The organism is Paenibacillus favisporus (genome assembly GCF_040545415.1).
GTDB lineage: Bacteria > Bacillota > Bacilli > Paenibacillales > Paenibacillaceae > Paenibacillus_AQ > Paenibacillus_AQ favisporus.
In genome coordinates, this window is the sequence record NZ_JBEPLV010000006.1 from 318,689 (window position 1) to 334,512 (window position 15,824).

Below are 15,824 nucleotides of genomic sequence, written 5' to 3' on the forward strand. Positions count from 1 at the left end.
GGGGCTCCCGCAAAAATAGCTACATGATTGCAGCTATTTCCACTTCGTTCTCCGCCAAAATCACATAGGGGCAGCCCCCTCACGGATAATTCCGTGAAAGGGCAGCCCCTCGTTTACTACCACGCCAAACCTACGCGCAAATCACTTTTCCGCGCCCTGCCACTGCGCGATCACCGCGTTCACATCCGCGGTCAGCACAGCTTTGGCGTCATCCTTGATATTCCCGCTCTGCCCCTTGTTGTCCAGATGCTTCAGGAAGTCCTGCAGGTGCTTCACGGCCTGGTCCGGCTTGCCGCCATCCCATTGATGCTGCGCCTGCTTCAGCGCATTGGTCAGCTGCGGCACGAGCCCGCCGCCCAGGTCGCCGGCGGCGCTGTAGCGGTCGATCAGCTGCTGGATGGAGCCCGGGCCGGTCGTTACATGCAGCTGCAGCACCGTCCGAGTCGGCTCGCCCGGGCCGCCGTACACGTCGATGGTGACCGTCTGGTCGCCCAGCTGGCCGGCCAGGGCCACGTCAACGCCAGCCTGCTGGGCATCGACCTTGTATTCCTTGCCGGCCAGCGTCAGCACGGCCGATCCGCCTGCGGCCAGGCCGCCGCCGGCCTGGAAGGACAGCACCGCGCTGTCGTCCAGCGTATCGCCGTCCTTCACGGCATTACCGTTCACTGTCAGGGCGAAGGCGGGCTCAACCTTGCTGTCCACCGTGACGCCCTTGGACACGTTGCCCGATTTGTCCACGGCCTGGAGCAGGATGCTGTAGTCCTTGCCGTCGTTGATGCCCGGGATGACGGCTTTTTGAATGCCGCGCTTCACTTCCAGCACGTCACCCACTTGCTGGCCGCCGCTCGTCACAGTGACCCGTACTTTGTCCGCGTCCAAATCGTACGGGCCGTCCCAGGTCAGGGTCAGCTGGCCGTCACCGCGGCTGACGAGCACGTTCTCCACGTCGCCCGGCGGCACGTGATCTTCCACCGGTTCCGTCGGCGGGTTCGGTTTCGTAAAGACGGACGGATCGCCAAAGGTGAATTTGTCAAGATTGTACAGATAGTCCGAACCTTTAAAGAGCAGGAACACGATATGTTTACCGGTCACCGGTGTCGTCACATCGGTCGAGAACACTTTGAAGTTCTGCCAGCCGCCCGTTCCGGTGACATTGTTGCTGGCGATGACCGGACCGTTCAGGCTGTCGATGCGCACCTCGACCGTGCCGCCGCTCGTATCGCTGGCCGCGTTGACGTGGAACTTCGTCGGGCTTGTGCTGCCAAAGTCAACGTAGTTGTACATGGCGTACCCGTTGTTCGGGCCGAAAATGCCGGCCAGGTAGGTCTGGCCGCCGCCGCTTTCCGTGCCGAAGCCGACGCCGTTCGTCCGGTTTTCAGCTTCCAGCTTGGCATAAGCGTCTCTCGCCGTGCCTTTCATCGTCGTAAAGGTAAACCAATCAAGATTGCATGGGAAGTCGCTGCCGTCTTTTCCGTGGAAAATGAGGTACACGTCATGCACACCAACCGCGAGTTTATCATCAAGGTTCGCCATGATGTCCACCCATGTATCCCAGCCGCCGAGGGCCGGAATCTCCACGATGCCTGCGGTAGGGCCGTTCAGGGAATCCAGCTTCACCTCGATCGATCCGCCCTGATTGCCGCTGGCGACATGGGTCGTTATGCCGGCGGCGCCGGAGCCGAAGTCGATGCCTTTATAAGAGGCATAGGCGTTGTTGTGGATCGCGTCGAGAAAACCGCCCTGCGCTTTACTCAGGCCCTCGCTGCTGTCATAGTTAACGCCTTTCAGCTTAGCGTAAGCGTCGGTGCGGGTCGGGTCGCCGGTGGTGAATTTAAACCAGTTCAGGTTGAACAGGTATTGGTCTTTCGTTTTGGTGAAAACGAGATAGACGTCATGCGTGCCGGTAATGGTAACCGGATTGCCCTGGTCATCCTTGAGCACGGTGACGGCATCGATGTAATTGTTCCATCCGCCAGTGCCTTCGACATTTAGCGTTCCGACTTTCGGTCCGTCAAGCGAATCCAGGTGGACTTCGATGTTCCCGCCGCCGGTTCCGCTGGCCGCTCTCGCGATCAAGCCTTTGGCGCCGGATGTGCCGAAGTTGACGTTTTTATAGGCCGCAAAGTCACCCGCCTCGATGCCGCCCAGCTGCAGCGTTCCTTCCAGCGCACCCTCCAGGATGAAGCCTTGACCGATGTTGTAACGCTCGGCTTCGATTTTGCCGTACGGGTCCTTTTCCGGATAATGAATCTCGGCATCCTGAGGCTTCAGCACATTCAGCGCTTCTACGGCTGCGGCGGATGACCAGGATTCGTACGTGCCGGAGAGCAGCTGTCCCGCCCAGTTGCCGTCGACGATATTGTCGGAATTCCGGTGCGTCCAGGCGAGCTCGGCATTGAAGGAGACCCAGGCGTCAAACTGCGCGCCGAAGTCTTTGTATTTGCTTTCGGTCCGCTCGTCCAGCGCCTTCTGCAGGAAGGACAGGTTGCGGAGCAGGATCGTTTTGCCGCCCTTCAGGTCACCGTTCGGTCCTTCGAAGTTCAGCACGCCCCCGTTATCGACCAAATGGTCTTTGGTAAAAGCCGCCGCCTTGACCGCTTCGTCCAGATAGGAGGTGTCTCCGGTAATGCGGTACAAGCCTACCGCCGCCCCGATGTATGTACCCTGGTTGTAGTGCGTCGCGTCCGGGATCGGCCCTTTTTCCGTTTCGATCCGGTCGAACACTCTACCGTTGCCGTCGGTCAGCATCGTTTTGCCCCATTTGAAAATTTGCTTCGCGGCGTCCAGGTAATGCTGATCCTTGGTGACGTTGTACAGATAGACCGCCGCCTCAGCCGCCGGGAAGTTGATGCAGGCATTTTTGGTGTTATGCTCGCTGTTCAGCCACCAGATGCCGCCGCCGGCGAAGTCTTCGTCCCACTGCGTATTGAATACCCAGTCAAAATGGTACTTTGCCGCGTCCAAATACTTCTGGTCACCGGTAATTTGGTACGCCCGCGCACTGCCCATCGCCCACCACATAATGTCGTCATTGAAGGGGTTGTTCGTCCAGTTGCTGCCGTATTTGGCTACCGTGCCGGTATACACGTCGTCGATCTGCTTGCGCAGCTGCGCCTTCAGCTCGGGATCCGACGTATGGAGATACGAGTCCATCACCAATTCCCACAGTTCGGCTTCCACCCAGAATCCCTGGTGATCCTTGTGATCGGTGCTGCTCCAGAACATATTGGCCGCCGGATCCCAGAACTTGGCGTTAAACGCTTCGATGGCCGTGTCGCCGTCCTCGGCGCTGAACGCATAGGTTGTGCCCGGCCCCCAGACGGTGACGGAGCCGAGGGTGAGGGCTGCCGCCAGCGGCACACTCAACAGCCGGGTCATGTGGCGTTTGCTCTTAGTCATTAAAGTCTCCTCCTTTATGGTGGTTGTGGAACGCTCAACGATGGATTATATGAACGGTCCCCGCCTGCATCCGGGCATCCGGCGTTCGGATTCATAAAAGGCAGGAGTTTTGCAGGAGTATACACGCCTGAAGGGCAGAGGGGACCGTTAATCCCGCGACTTGTTACTTGGCTTCCGAAATGACCTTGTTGATCTTATCCGCCATCGTGTTCAGCTCGCTGATCGGCGCTTTGCCCATCAGGACATTCTTCCAGGAAGCTTCGATGAACGGATTCGCTTTGCCTGCCCAGGACGAGAGGAAGCGGACCGGCTGCGTATCAGGCGATTTCAAAATGTGGTCGATGCCTTCGCCGACATCGGCATGGCCCGCCGTCTTCAGCGCTTCAAAGTAAGCGGAAGAGGATGCCTGGTACGCTGCCGGAGCGACCGGCGTTTGCGGAAGCACTTCTTCGTACATTTTGGAATCTAGGAATTTCAGCACTTTCCAGACGGCTTCCGGATTTTTGACCGTTGTCGGGCTGCACCAGCCCACCGCGTCGTAAATCTCGGATTGGGTGTTCACGACCGGCATCGGCACGAAGCCCCACTGCAGATCCTTCGGCGCCGTACGGATCAAATCGTCCGCAACCCACTGGCCTTGAAGCGTCATCGGCACCTTGCCCTGCTTAAAGGAGCTCATGACGTTGGTCAAATCAAAGGTCGGCGGATTCATGTAACCGTTTGCAATAGCGGTTTTATATTTCTCCACGCCTTCCACGAACTTGTCGCTGATCTCCACTTTGGTCGGATTGAGGATAGAGTCGGCAAACGGAGCGGCGCCCGAGGAGACCGAATAGAGCGACAGATAGAACGGATCAAGCGGAGCGTAGTAGCCGAACTGCTGTACTCCGCCCTGCTTGCTGGACAGCTTCTCCATAGCTGTGAACAGATCGTTATAAGTCCAGCCGATTTTCGGCTCGGTCAGGCCGGCGTCCTGGAACGCTTTTTTATTATAGAAAATGCCATACGTATTCAGCAGGCCGGGCAGACCGACGAGCTTGCCGTCATAATGCCAGCTGTCCACGACGCCTTTGTAGAAGCCGTCCATGAATTCCTTGTCCTGCTCCGCCTGGGACGTCCAGTCGTACAGCAGTCCCTTGGATGCGTTGTCCAGCAGCATATCGTTGCCTGTCATAAAAATGTCCGGGGCCTTCTTGGCGGTCAGCATCCCGTTGACCTTGACACCGTAATTGTCGAGTGGGGTAGGGATGAGTTTCACCGTAATGTCGGGGTTTTCCTGCTCAAACTGCTTCATAGCCGCCATGATTTTATCGTTCATTTCTTTCGATTCCCAGGTGATCATCGTTACTTCGACCTTTTTGCCGGATGATTCCGAACCGGACGTACCACCCGAATCGGACGTGCCCGCCGAGCCGGCGGAATCGGATGACCCGCCACCGCCGCACGCAGCGAGCAGGCTGGAGAACAGGAGTAACGTAAGCATGCCGCTAAACCACTTTTTTGCACCCTTTGTCATAGAAAGACCTCCCTGATATCTCATTTCGAATACATTTGACACCTGTACCTGATATATTATTTCCTTGATCCCACCGCCGGCAGGCACCACCTCCTAACCGCCCGGGGCGGCCGATTTATTTTAATGAAGCGGAATTGACGGAGCCAAGCCCCTGCATGAAGAACTTCTGGCCGAAGAAAAAGATGAGCAGCATCGGCAAAATGTAGATGAGATCCGCGGCCATGAACAGGTTCCAGGCGGTCGCATAAGTACCTTTGTAGGAAGCCATCGCCAGGGACAGCGTCCATTTGCTCGGGTCGATAATATAAATCAGCGGCTCGAGATACTGGTTCCATGCTCCCTGGAAGGAGAAGATGACCATCGTCATGATAACCGGCGTTGTCATGGGTACGAGCACCTTCATCAGAATGTAGAAGTCGGAAGCGCCGTCGATTTTGGCCGCCTCGTCAAAGGAAACGGAGATTGTCTTCAAATACTGGACGTACAGGAATGAAAATGTGGCGTTCCCGAAAAAAGCAGGCACGATAATCGGCAGCCAGGAGTCGTACCAGCCCAGGCTCGTGTAGAGGTTAAAGAGCGGGATCATGCCGACAAAGCCCGGCAGCATCAGGCTGCCTACGAACAGCGAGAACCACAGCTTCCGGCCGGGAAAGCTTAATCGGGCAAGCCCGTAGCCGACCAGCACGGAGCTGGCGACCTGGCCGATCGTGCACAGCACCGCGATGAACATCGAGTTGCCGAACGTCTGCCAGAAGTTGATCTCCCGCGTTCCGGTTACGAAGTTGGACCAGTGCAGCTCCCGGGGAAACCACTCGGGCGGGATTTTAAACACGTCATTGTTGCCCTTCAGGGCAATGGTCACCATCCACAGCAGCGGAAACAGCATGGCGATGGCACCGAGGGTCAGGATAATAAACCGGATGGTGTCCAGGATGCTGAATTTCCGTCTGGGTTTGCGTGTTGTTGTCCGTACTTCCGTTTGCATCACCATCAGCAGGGAGCCTCCTTATTTCGAATTGTCGCTTTCGTAATACACGAACCGGTTCGAGTACCGGTAAGTCAGCGCGGTGAAGATCATGATGATGACGAACAGCACCCAGACCTCCGCGATCGAATAGCCGAACATGCGGCCGTTAAAGGCGTCGTTGTAAATTTTGAAGTTGAGCAGGGATGTGGAGAAGTTCGGGCCGCCGCCGGTCAGAACCTGTACCTGGTTGAAGGCCTGGAAGGCGCCGATGATGCCGAGTATGAGCTGAAGGAACAGGATAGGAGTAATCATGGGAATCGTAATGTGCAGGGCCATCCGCCAGCGGACAGCTCCGTCGACTTCGGCCGCTTCGTACAGCTCCTGGGGAACGGACTGCAGACCGCTCAAGAAAATAATGACGCCGGATCCGACCTGCCACAGGCCGATCAGCACGATGGAGGGAAGGGCGGTCGTTTCGCTCGTCAGCCAGGTGCCTTCGGGCAGTCCGAGCAGCCTGAGCAGCGAGTTGGCGAGCCCGTATTGGGGCTGATAGATAAACAGCCACAGCGTGAGTGTCGCGATGGACGGCACGACGGTCGGCAGGTAATAAATCGTGCGGAACCATTTGATGCCGGGCAGGCTTTTGTTCAGCAGCATGGCCAGCAAAAGGCCCAGAATCAGCGATAAAGGAACGCTCATGATGACAAAATACAGCGTCGCCCGGACCGAAGGCCAGAAGGCCGGGTCCTCCGTGAACATGTATTTAAAGTTGTCGAAGCCGACAAAGCGGGGCTTATCGTAGCCGCTCCATTCCGTTAAGGCGTAATAAATGGACGACAACAGCGGATAGGCGACAAACACGCTGAAGCCAATAATGGAAGGCAGAATAAACAGATAGCCTTTGGCCCAGCCGCGAAGCTTCTTTTTGCTTACCGTCATTTTTCATATACCTCCCTCATTCAGCATCCGGACAGGAACGGTGCGTGTACCCGCTGTTATGTCCCGCCCCCGTGCGTAAAAGTAAAGTACGGTGTAACCAACTGCATTCGGAATGCAGGCGATCTGTGGATCGGTCCGTTCTGGCTGCACTCCGGCCCCCTGTTTATTCTCCTTTCTTCAATTTCATCTGCTGCTTTAGGCAAAGTCACGTAAATAAACCGCTTACATTTCTCAATATAATGACATAACAGTATAGTGTCAATATACTAAATTAAGTTTTTTGTAACTGCTGTTATATTATTTGTAAATTGAATGCGCCTATCATATGAGGCGAATGGGGAGGAGGCTGAATAAAGTGGTTCGGCGTTCGTCATGGCAGTGCCGTGTGAATCGGAAACGCGATCGTGCAGAAATGGGATATAACCGACAAAACTGGGGTATAGCCGACAAATCTGTGCAGAAGGGCGAGCTCATGTCTTTTATTGCGTGCAGCAAACAAGCGTGGATACCGGATCTGTTTTTTTTCAATCTAAGTCCGGTGAGGAGGAAACTGCGGTATACAAGATATGATATATCATGCTATGTAAAAGATAATGCTGCTCTTGCGCTTATGCGTAAGGGCTTTCGTTTTTGTTCGCGGTGCGCCGTGCCTGCCGGATTCAAGTTCACTGTCGAAATATGCTGCTAAAACAGGGCTTCAAACCTCTGGTTTTGTCCCGATCTTAGTTACAAAGCTCCTATCCAACTGTGAAATATAATTTTATATTGTTAGTGAATATTTAATTTTATTTTACATTTACCTGACAAAATTTTACGAAGAGAGGGGAGATGGCTTTACACGCTACCGTTATACTTTGCTGTCGAGGCGTTCTATGAAGGACCCGAATTCTGTCAGATCGAATGGGAGGCAAGGATGGAATGATAAGAAAACGGACGAGGAGCCTATGGGCGTCGCTGCTGGCCGGCACGCTGGTTCTGACCCTGGCTCTGCCCGGCGGGCGGCCCGTGCTGGCGGCGGAAGCCGGCGCACAGGCCGCGGCTGCCGGAAGCTTCGTCGACGAGCGGCAGGTCCAGATCGGACCGGGCGCGGTCTATACCTGGAGGGATATGAAGCTGGACCGCGGGCTGGAGAAGCTGCACATGGTGGAGTTCGATCCGTCCAATCCGGCGCTGGCACTTGAGCCCGGCATGACGGACGGCAAAGTATACGGCATGCAGCCGGTCAGCAAAATGGCTGCGGATATCGACAGAGCAGGGAATCGGGTGATCGCCGGGATCAACGGGGACTTTTATGATATGTCTTCCGGCGTCCCGCTCGGTTACTTCATGGGCAGCGGAAAAATACTGACGAGTCCGCCCAATGACTGGTACGCGTTTGGCATCAAGGAGGACGGCACGACGATATATGGACCGAGTCCGAAGCTTACGCGGACGCTGGAGATCGATGGACAGAAGACTGAGCTGACGTCCATCAACCGGACGCGGGGCAATAACGATCTCGTTTTGTACACACCCGACTTCTACGGCACGACCATGACCAATGATTTAGGAGACGAAGTTGTTCTAGACGTCGTAAAGGGAGAGGTCAAGAGCGGGGAGACGCTGGAGCTGAAGGTAGCCGATGTCCATAAAGACAAAGGCAGCACGCAGACGGCCCAGGGGCAGGTCATCCTGTCAGCTTCCGGCAGCCAGCGCGAGGTGCTCGCCGGCCTCAAAGCAGGCGATACGGCATCGGTCTCCTTCAGCCTTGAGCCGGCCTGGAGCGGCGTGACGATGGCCATCGGCGGCTCCGCGCTGCTCGTCAAGGACGGGGCGGCACAGCCGAACAGCGACCCGGCGGCCCATCCGCGCACGGCGATCGGTACGAAAGCGGACGGCTCCGTCGTCATGCTGGAAATCGACGGGCGCCAGCCGGGCTTCAGCGAAGGCGTGACGCTGGCTGAGCTGGGGCAGATCATGGAGGAAATGGGCGTCGTGAACGCCATCAACCTGGACGGCGGCGGCTCTTCGACATTTATCGCCCGCATGCCGGGCGACACCAGCCGTACGCTGCTGAACTCCCCCTCGGACGGCGGGGAGCGCAAGACCGCCAACGGGCTGCTGCTTGTGAACAAGGCGGCGGAAGGGCCGGTGGACAAGCTGGTCGTGAAGCCGCAGCTGGCGAGGGTGCTGGCCGGCTCGACGGCGGCCTTTAAGGCGGCCGTCGTCGATGCCAACCTGCATCCGGCCGCGATGGACGGCACGCCGGAGTGGAGCGTCAACCCGGCGATCGGAACGATCGACGGCAGCGGCGTCTTTACGGCGGGTTCCACGCCCGGACAGGCGGATATCGCCGTCACGTCCGGCGGCGCAAGCGGAGCCGGCAAAGTCGAGGTAGTCGATACGCTGACCGAGCTGAAATTTGGCGATCAGCTGCGCAGCTTCCCGCCAGGCCAGTCGGAGACGCTGAAGGTGACGGCGCTCCGCGACGGCCAGGTGGTGCAGGCCGACAACCGGCTGCTGACATGGCGAGTCGAAGGGCCGATCGGCTCGATCGACGAAGCCGGCGTCTTTACCGCGGCGGAAGGCAATGAGCTGAGCGGTAAAATTGTGGTGAGTTACAAGGGGGTGGAAGCTCAGATGGATGTGACCATCGGCCAGCCTCCGGTGGTGCTGGAGGATTTCGAAAACGGCCTGGACAAGTACCTGCCGTCGGCCGGCGCGCAGTTTAAAACGTCCAAGGTGAGCATCGAGACGAATGAAGATTTGGTCCGTTTCGGCAGCGGTTCGCTGAAGCTGGAGTATGATTTTACCGGCACGCCGGGAACTTCGGGCGCCTACCTGCAGAGCAAGACGCAGGCGGAGGCCATTCAAATCCCGGGTTATCCGGAGAAGATCAGCATGTGGGTGTACGGGGACGGCAAAACCCACTGGCTGCGTGCACAGCTGCGCGACAGCAAGGGAACGATACCGCTCGATTTGACCGACCAGAATATCGGCATCGACTGGACCGGGTGGAAGTACCTGGAGGCGGAAGTGCCCAAAGGCCGGACGCTTCCGCTGATCATGGACATGCCGGTGCGCTACATGGAAACTTCATCGGCCAAGAAGGATGCCGGGGCGATCTACGTCGATCAGATCCGGGCCTTGTACGGTCCGAATCAGGATGACATGGAGCCGCCGGTCCTGAAGGACTTCTCGCCGGCGGACGGAGAGACGATCCGCAGCAACCAGCCGGTGATCAAGGTGTACGGTGAAGACGCAGGATATGATCCGGCGCAGCATCCGGGCACGACACTGATCGATCCGGACTCGATCCGGTTCGACCTGGACGGCCAGCGCGTGCAGCACACGCTGTATCCGCCGGAAGGCCGGATTTATTACACACCGGCGACGCCGCTGGCGGACGGGCTGCATCAGGCCAAGGTGTCGGTGACGGACCTGGCCGGCAACCGGACGACCGAGGCGTGGACCTTCAACGTGGATACGGGCGGCTCGAAGCTGACGTATGACACGCCGAAGGAATTGTACGGGGGGCGTACCTACACGGTGGATATCAAAGGAGTGAAGGCCTCCGGCTTGCAGGGAGGACAGCTTCGGCTTGCTTTTGACCTGAGCAAGGTGGAGAATCTCAAATTTATTCGGGGCGGCAAGCTGGATGCGACCCAGGCAAACGCAGTCATCGGCGAGGACGGCACGGCCGCGCTGACCTTCAGCCGGTTGGACCAAGCGGGTCTGACCGACAGCGATTTGATCGGACAAATCAGCTTTGACGTGAAAAAGGACGCCGCCGGAACAAACGAAATCCGGTTCGAGTCCGGTAACGTTACCTTTGCCGGTACAGGCAGCGTGGTGTATCCCTTCTTCGGGCTGCCGCTGAAATCGGATATCAAGAGCGCCCTGTCGCTGTCTTGGAACGAGAACGGCAACATCCAGGGCTACGAAACGGTCTTTTCGGTCAAAGACGAGTCGGGGGAGCCGGTGGAAGGCGCGCAGATCACCGCGGACGGCAGTCCGGTCGGAACGACCGATGCACAGGGCGAGCTGAGCACCAAGCTGCTGACGGCTGAGGTGAAGACGTATCAGGTGCAGGCGATGAAGGGAGACCAGTACAGCCCGGTGGCGGAGTTTAAGGTGTCGCCGCTGTCCGGTACCGAAACGCCGTACAACATCAACGTCAGCATGGGCGAGGATCCGGCCGCATCCCGCGGATTCATCTGGCATACGAGCCCGGCTGTGGAGCAGACCGTGGTAGAAGTGGTGAAAAAGGCGGATTTTACTGCGTTTGACCAGCCGAATGCGGTGAAAACGGAAGGAACAAGCTATCTGTACCAGACGCTCGATCTGGGTGCGGTCCGGGTGCACAAGGCGACGGTGAACGGCCTGGAGCCGGGCACCGAATACGTGTACCGCGTCGGTGACGGAAGCGGCCATTACAGCCCGCAGGGCACGTTCAGGACCGCTGAGGCAGACGGCGATCATACCAAGTTCCTGTATTTCGCCGACTCCCAGGCAGGAGACTTGGCAGGGTTTAAGCTGTGGGGCAGCACGTTGAAGAAGGCGGTGGAAGATTCGCCGGACGCCGAGTTTATGGTCCATGTCGGCGACATGGTCGACAAAGGCTTCAACGAGCAGGAATGGAAGTGGTGGTTCAGCGAAGCGCAGGAGGCGTTCTTGAACACGACGCTGGTCGGCGCGATCGGCAACCATGAGGTGATGGGAACGAAGGAAAACAACGATTTCCTGGCCCATTTCAACCAGCCGGGCAACGGAGTGCCAAGCCTGGCGGGAAGCAATTTTTCCTTTGATTACAAAAATATTCATTTTGTCGTCCTGAACAGCGAATACCAGTACGAGGAGCAAAAGGAGTGGCTCGACCAGGACCTGTCCAGGACGGATAAAAAATGGAAGATCGCGATCTTCCACCGCGGCCCGTACGGCAGCATTTATGATACGGCCGACATCCGGCGGCTGTGGGCGCCGGTGCTCGAGCGGCATCGGGTCGATCTTGTCCTGAACGGGCATGATCATATTTACCTGCGGACCTTCCCGATGATGAACAACGAGATCGTCCCGGACGGGCAGGGGACGACCTATGTCGTGGCAGGCTCAACCGGACCGAAGTTCTACTCGCTGACCAAGCGGGACTGGCAGCGGATTACCGACGACGAAGCGACGCAAATGTACGCTTCGGTCGAGGTGGACGGCGACAGCCTGCGCTTTAAGACGAAGACGGTCGGCGGACGAACCGTCGACGAGTTTACGCTGTCGAAGCAGACGGAGGCTCCGGCTCCGGAATCGGTCGAGATCGAGCAGCAGGACGTGAAGCTGGCCGTCGGCGAAACCCGGCAGCTGACCGCCAAGGTGAAGCCGGATGGAGCGGACCCGGGCGTCACATGGTCCGTCTACAGCGCCGAGCCGACCGGGGAGGGCGGCGAAGTGGTGATGGTATCGCCGGAAGGCCGGTTGACGGCGACCGGTACGGGAACGGCCGTTATCCGGGCGGCAAGCACGGTGAACCCGGATCTGTTCGCGGAGACGATCGTCACCGTGAATCCGGCGCCGGAAGGCGAACCGGAATCGTTGGAGCTGACGGGCAAAGAAGTGCTGAAGGAAGGGGAGACCGATCAGACGGTAACGGAAGCGGTCTACGCAGACGGCACGCGCATCCAGGTGCTGGAAGGTGTAACCTTCAGCAGCAGCCATGAGGACGTCGCTTCGGTGAGCGAACAGGGCGTAGTGACTGCGCTGGCCGAAGGGAAGACGGTGATATCGGCCGCTTACGGATCGTTGTCGGCCGAGTATGAACTTACCGTTCAAGCGCCGGAGCAGCCGGGAGGGGGAGATGGTGACAACCCTGGCGGAGAAGACCCGGGTAACGGCGGAGGAAATAACGGTGGGAATTCAGGCAATAGTGGAGGAGGTTCTTCTATACCGGTGCAGCCGCCGGTGACTCCGCCCGCCCAGCCGGATCCGAAGCCGGGCCAAGGCGGCAAATGGAAGCTGAACGCCGCGCAGCTGACGGCGATTCTGGCGAAAGGCGGAGCCGAATTGGACACAGATCAGCCGTTCAATGAGCTGATTCTGCCGGGCAGCGCCGCCTCGCTGCTCCAGGGACAGCCGCTGACGGTGAACGCGGCTGACCTGAAGCTGACGCTGCCCGCAGGCGTCCTGCAGGCGGCCAGCGGTCAGGTGCCCGCCGATCAGCTCGAAGACAGCACGATTCGGCTGGCGGCATCCCGCGCCTCGGAGACGGAGGCCGCAGAGCGGGTGGCGAAGGCCGGGCAGGCGGAAGGCGCGGTGCTCCGCGCAGGAAGCAGCCTCTTTACCCTCAACCTGAGCCTCATATCGAAGGATGGCCAGGTTCACCCGATCACGGCGCTGCAGCAGCCGATAACGCTGGAGCTCCCCGTCGCTTCGGGGCTGGATGCCAAGCTGACCGGGCTGTATGGCCTGAACAGCCAAGGCGTGCTCACGTATATCGGCGGAACGGCCGCAGGCGGCAAGCTGATTGCCGAAGTGAGCTCGCTGGATGGTGCTTACGCCGTTCTGGAATACGCCAAAAGCTTCGCCGATACGAGCGGGCACTGGGCTTCCGGCGTGATCCGGGAGCTGGCGGCGAAGCATCTCATTGACGGCGTCGGCGGCGGCAGCTTCGCACCGGATCAGCCGGTGACCCGCGCCGAAATGGCGGCGATGCTGGTCCGCCTGCTGCACCTGAAGGGCGACGGCAGCGCGCCCTTCAGCGATGTGCCTTCCGCGGCATGGTACGCGGAAGCCGTCTCTGCCGCCGCCAAGGCGGGCATCGTCCAAGGCGTCAGCGGCGCAAGCTTCGCGCCGGACGCCTTGATCAAGCGCCAGGAAGCGGCGGCCATGATCGTCCGCGCCTACCGGGCCGCGGGCGGAACTGCCGCAGCCGGCGGGGAAACGGCGCCGTTTACGGACGTCGCCGGTTCGCCGGCCTGGGCGCAGGAAGCCGTCCGGTCTGCGTACGCCGCCGGACTGATTCAAGGGCAGGGGCCTAGCCGGTTTCATCCGGACGGCCAGGCCACCCGGGCCGAAACGGCCCAGATCCTGTATAACGTCCTGGCCAAGCTGGGGCAGGCGGGGAAATAAACGAAGGTAACGATCCGGTAATTTACGATCCACCCAGTTAGAAGATCCAACAACTAGAAGACCGGCGGGGAACAGCTTGGTGAGCTGACCCTTCCGGTCTCTTTTGCCATCATCCGTATGATATGCTGGCGGAACACTTTCATTGCGCGTTCATTCCCTTGATCCGTGCTCAGTTCCGTGAAGCTTATTGCCAATTTAGTCCATATACATCATTTTTTAAGGAAGCGGAGAAAGATTCTGCTTCTTTTTTGGTGTCCAGATGTGGTATCGTTATGTATTACGACATAAAAGAACGGCTTGTGGTAACTTGGATGAAAAGTACACAGGTTTCGTGATTAAAGAATACAGGTTTAAAGTAAAAGGAGCATATATGAACTTTAAAGATTTGAAGCTTGACCCGAATATTTTAAAAGCGCTGGCCAAACAGAACTATACCGAGCCGACGCCGATTCAGGCACAATCCATTCCTGCTGTGCTGGCCGGACGGGATCTCTTGGGCTGCGCCCAGACGGGAACCGGCAAGACCGCTGCATTTTCCCTGCCCATCATACAGTTGTTGAGCCGGGAGCCCCGCAAACCGGGGGCGGGCCGCAGAGTCCGGGCGCTTATTTTGACGCCGACGAGAGAGCTGGCCATTCAGATTATGGATAACGTGAAGGCGTACAGCCAGTTTACCGATTTGCGTGCGGTGGTCATTGTCGGCGGCGTTCCGCAAAAGCCGCAGGAACGGGCACTGCAGCAGGGCGCGGATATCGTGATCGCCACGCCAGGCCGGCTCATCGACCTGATCCATCAGAAGCATATCGATTTGCAGCATATTCAAATGCTCGTGCTGGATGAAGCCGACCGGATGCTAGACATGGGCTTTATCCATGATGTGAAGCGGATCATCGCCGTCATGCCGAAGCGGAAGCAGACGCTGTTCTTTTCGGCGACGATGCCTCCGGAAATCAACGGCTTGATCCAAACGCTGCTCGTCAACCCGGTAAAAGTGGAAGTGACGCCGGTCTCCTCAACGGCCGAGCGGATCGAGCAGTCGGTTTATTTGCTGGCGGCAGGAAGCAAACTGCAGATGCTCAACCAGCTGCTGCAGGATCCGACGATCGAGTCGGCCCTGGTGTTTACCCGCACCAAACGGGGAGCCGACCGGGTGGCTCGCGCGCTGAAGAAAGCGAATATTACGGCGGAGGCGATACATGGCGACAAATCGCAAAACAGCCGGCAGAACGCTCTGAACCATTTCAAAAACGGGACGACGCGCATTTTGGTGGCGACCGACATTGCTGCCAGGGGGATCGATATTGACGAGCTTCCGTATGTCATTAACTTTAATCTGCCGAATATCCCGGAGACGTACGTTCACCGTATCGGCCGCACGGGCCGGGCGGGGATGAGCGGGTCAGCAATCTCTTTCTGTGAAGCAGACGAGCTGCCGTACCTGAAGGACATCGAGAAGCTGATCGGCAAGGCCATTCCCGAAGTGAAGGGGCATGACTATCCGATGGAGCCCCAAACGGCAGCGGCAAATCGCCCATTGGGGAATTCCACGGCAAACCGGCCGGGTAAGACGCAAGCTGGCCATTCCCGCAAGCCGCAGGCTGGAGATGCTCGTAAAGGGCGGACGGAAGATGGGCAGCAGCGGGGCAAACCGAAGCAGGATCGTGCCCCAAAGGCGGCGGTGAGCGGTGCCCGCAAACCTGATCGGAACGCGAACAGCAGCCTGAAGCGTGATGCGGGAGGCCATTCGAAGGGAAATGCGAACGACAAGTCCAAGGGCCATGGAAATGGAAATTCCAACGGACGCACGAACCGCAGACCGAAACCAAGCGGGGCGGACCCTAGAAATAAGGTAAGTTCGTCTCATTAACATGGAGATTAGACGTTTTACGCTTTGACCGCAGATGATCT

Annotated in this window: 6 protein-coding genes; 2 read left to right on the forward strand and 4 right to left on the reverse strand. The window is 58.2% G+C overall.

Translation table 11 applies throughout. The annotated features are described in order from the left end of the window. Positions 1-141: 141 nt before the first annotated feature. From ABID47_RS25475 to ABID47_RS25490, 4 genes are all read right to left on the reverse strand, one after another. Positions 142-3,399: a carbohydrate-binding protein gene (locus ABID47_RS25475; RefSeq protein ID WP_354500952.1), complete on the reverse strand. Its 3,258-nt coding sequence runs from the start codon at positions 3,397-3,399 to the stop codon at positions 142-144. A 163-nt stretch (positions 3,400-3,562) separates the two neighbouring features. Next, on the reverse strand, positions 3,563-4,915 hold the full coding sequence (locus tag ABID47_RS25480; RefSeq protein ID WP_145164195.1) for an ABC transporter substrate-binding protein: 1,353 nt from the start codon (positions 4,913-4,915) through the stop codon (positions 3,563-3,565). A gap of 115 nt (positions 4,916-5,030) precedes the next feature. Next, the gene (locus ABID47_RS25485; protein WP_354500954.1) at positions 5,031-5,906 is read right to left on the reverse strand and encodes a carbohydrate ABC transporter permease; all 876 of its coding nucleotides are present in this window, start codon (positions 5,904-5,906) and stop codon (positions 5,031-5,033) included. 15 nt (positions 5,907-5,921) lie between these two features. Next, on the reverse strand, positions 5,922-6,821 hold the full coding sequence (locus ABID47_RS25490; RefSeq protein WP_076173809.1) for a carbohydrate ABC transporter permease: 900 nt from the start codon (positions 6,819-6,821) through the stop codon (positions 5,922-5,924). A 918-nt stretch (positions 6,822-7,739) separates the two neighbouring features. Between ABID47_RS25490 and ABID47_RS25495 the strand changes: the two genes are divergently transcribed. Beyond that, positions 7,740-13,916 (forward strand): phosphodiester glycosidase family protein, encoded by a 6,177-nt coding sequence (locus ABID47_RS25495; protein WP_354500956.1) that lies wholly within the window; start codon positions 7,740-7,742, stop codon positions 13,914-13,916. Between the two features lie 370 nt (positions 13,917-14,286). Further along, entirely contained in the window at positions 14,287-15,783 is a 1,497-nt protein-coding gene (locus ABID47_RS25500; RefSeq protein WP_354500958.1) for a DEAD/DEAH box helicase, read from the forward strand. Positions 15,784-15,824 lie beyond the last annotated feature (41 nt).

What these genes read in the sequence shown, in the direction of transcription:
- ABID47_RS25500 (WP_354500958.1), top strand. Translation starts at nt 14,287, where the DNA reads ATGAACTTTAAAGATTTGAAGCTTGACCCGAATATTTTAAAAGCGCTG.
- ABID47_RS25475 (WP_354500952.1), bottom strand. Translation starts at nt 3,399, where the DNA reads ATGACTAAGAGCAAACGCCACATGACCCGGCTGTTGAGTGTGCCGCTG.
- ABID47_RS25495 (WP_354500956.1), top strand. Translation starts at nt 7,740, where the DNA reads ATGATAAGAAAACGGACGAGGAGCCTATGGGCGTCGCTGCTGGCCGGC.
- ABID47_RS25480 (WP_145164195.1), bottom strand. Translation starts at nt 4,915, where the DNA reads ATGACAAAGGGTGCAAAAAAGTGGTTTAGCGGCATGCTTACGTTACTC.
- ABID47_RS25485 (WP_354500954.1), bottom strand. Translation starts at nt 5,906, where the DNA reads ATGGTGATGCAAACGGAAGTACGGACAACAACACGCAAACCCAGACGG.
- ABID47_RS25490 (WP_076173809.1), bottom strand. Translation starts at nt 6,821, where the DNA reads ATGACGGTAAGCAAAAAGAAGCTTCGCGGCTGGGCCAAAGGCTATCTG.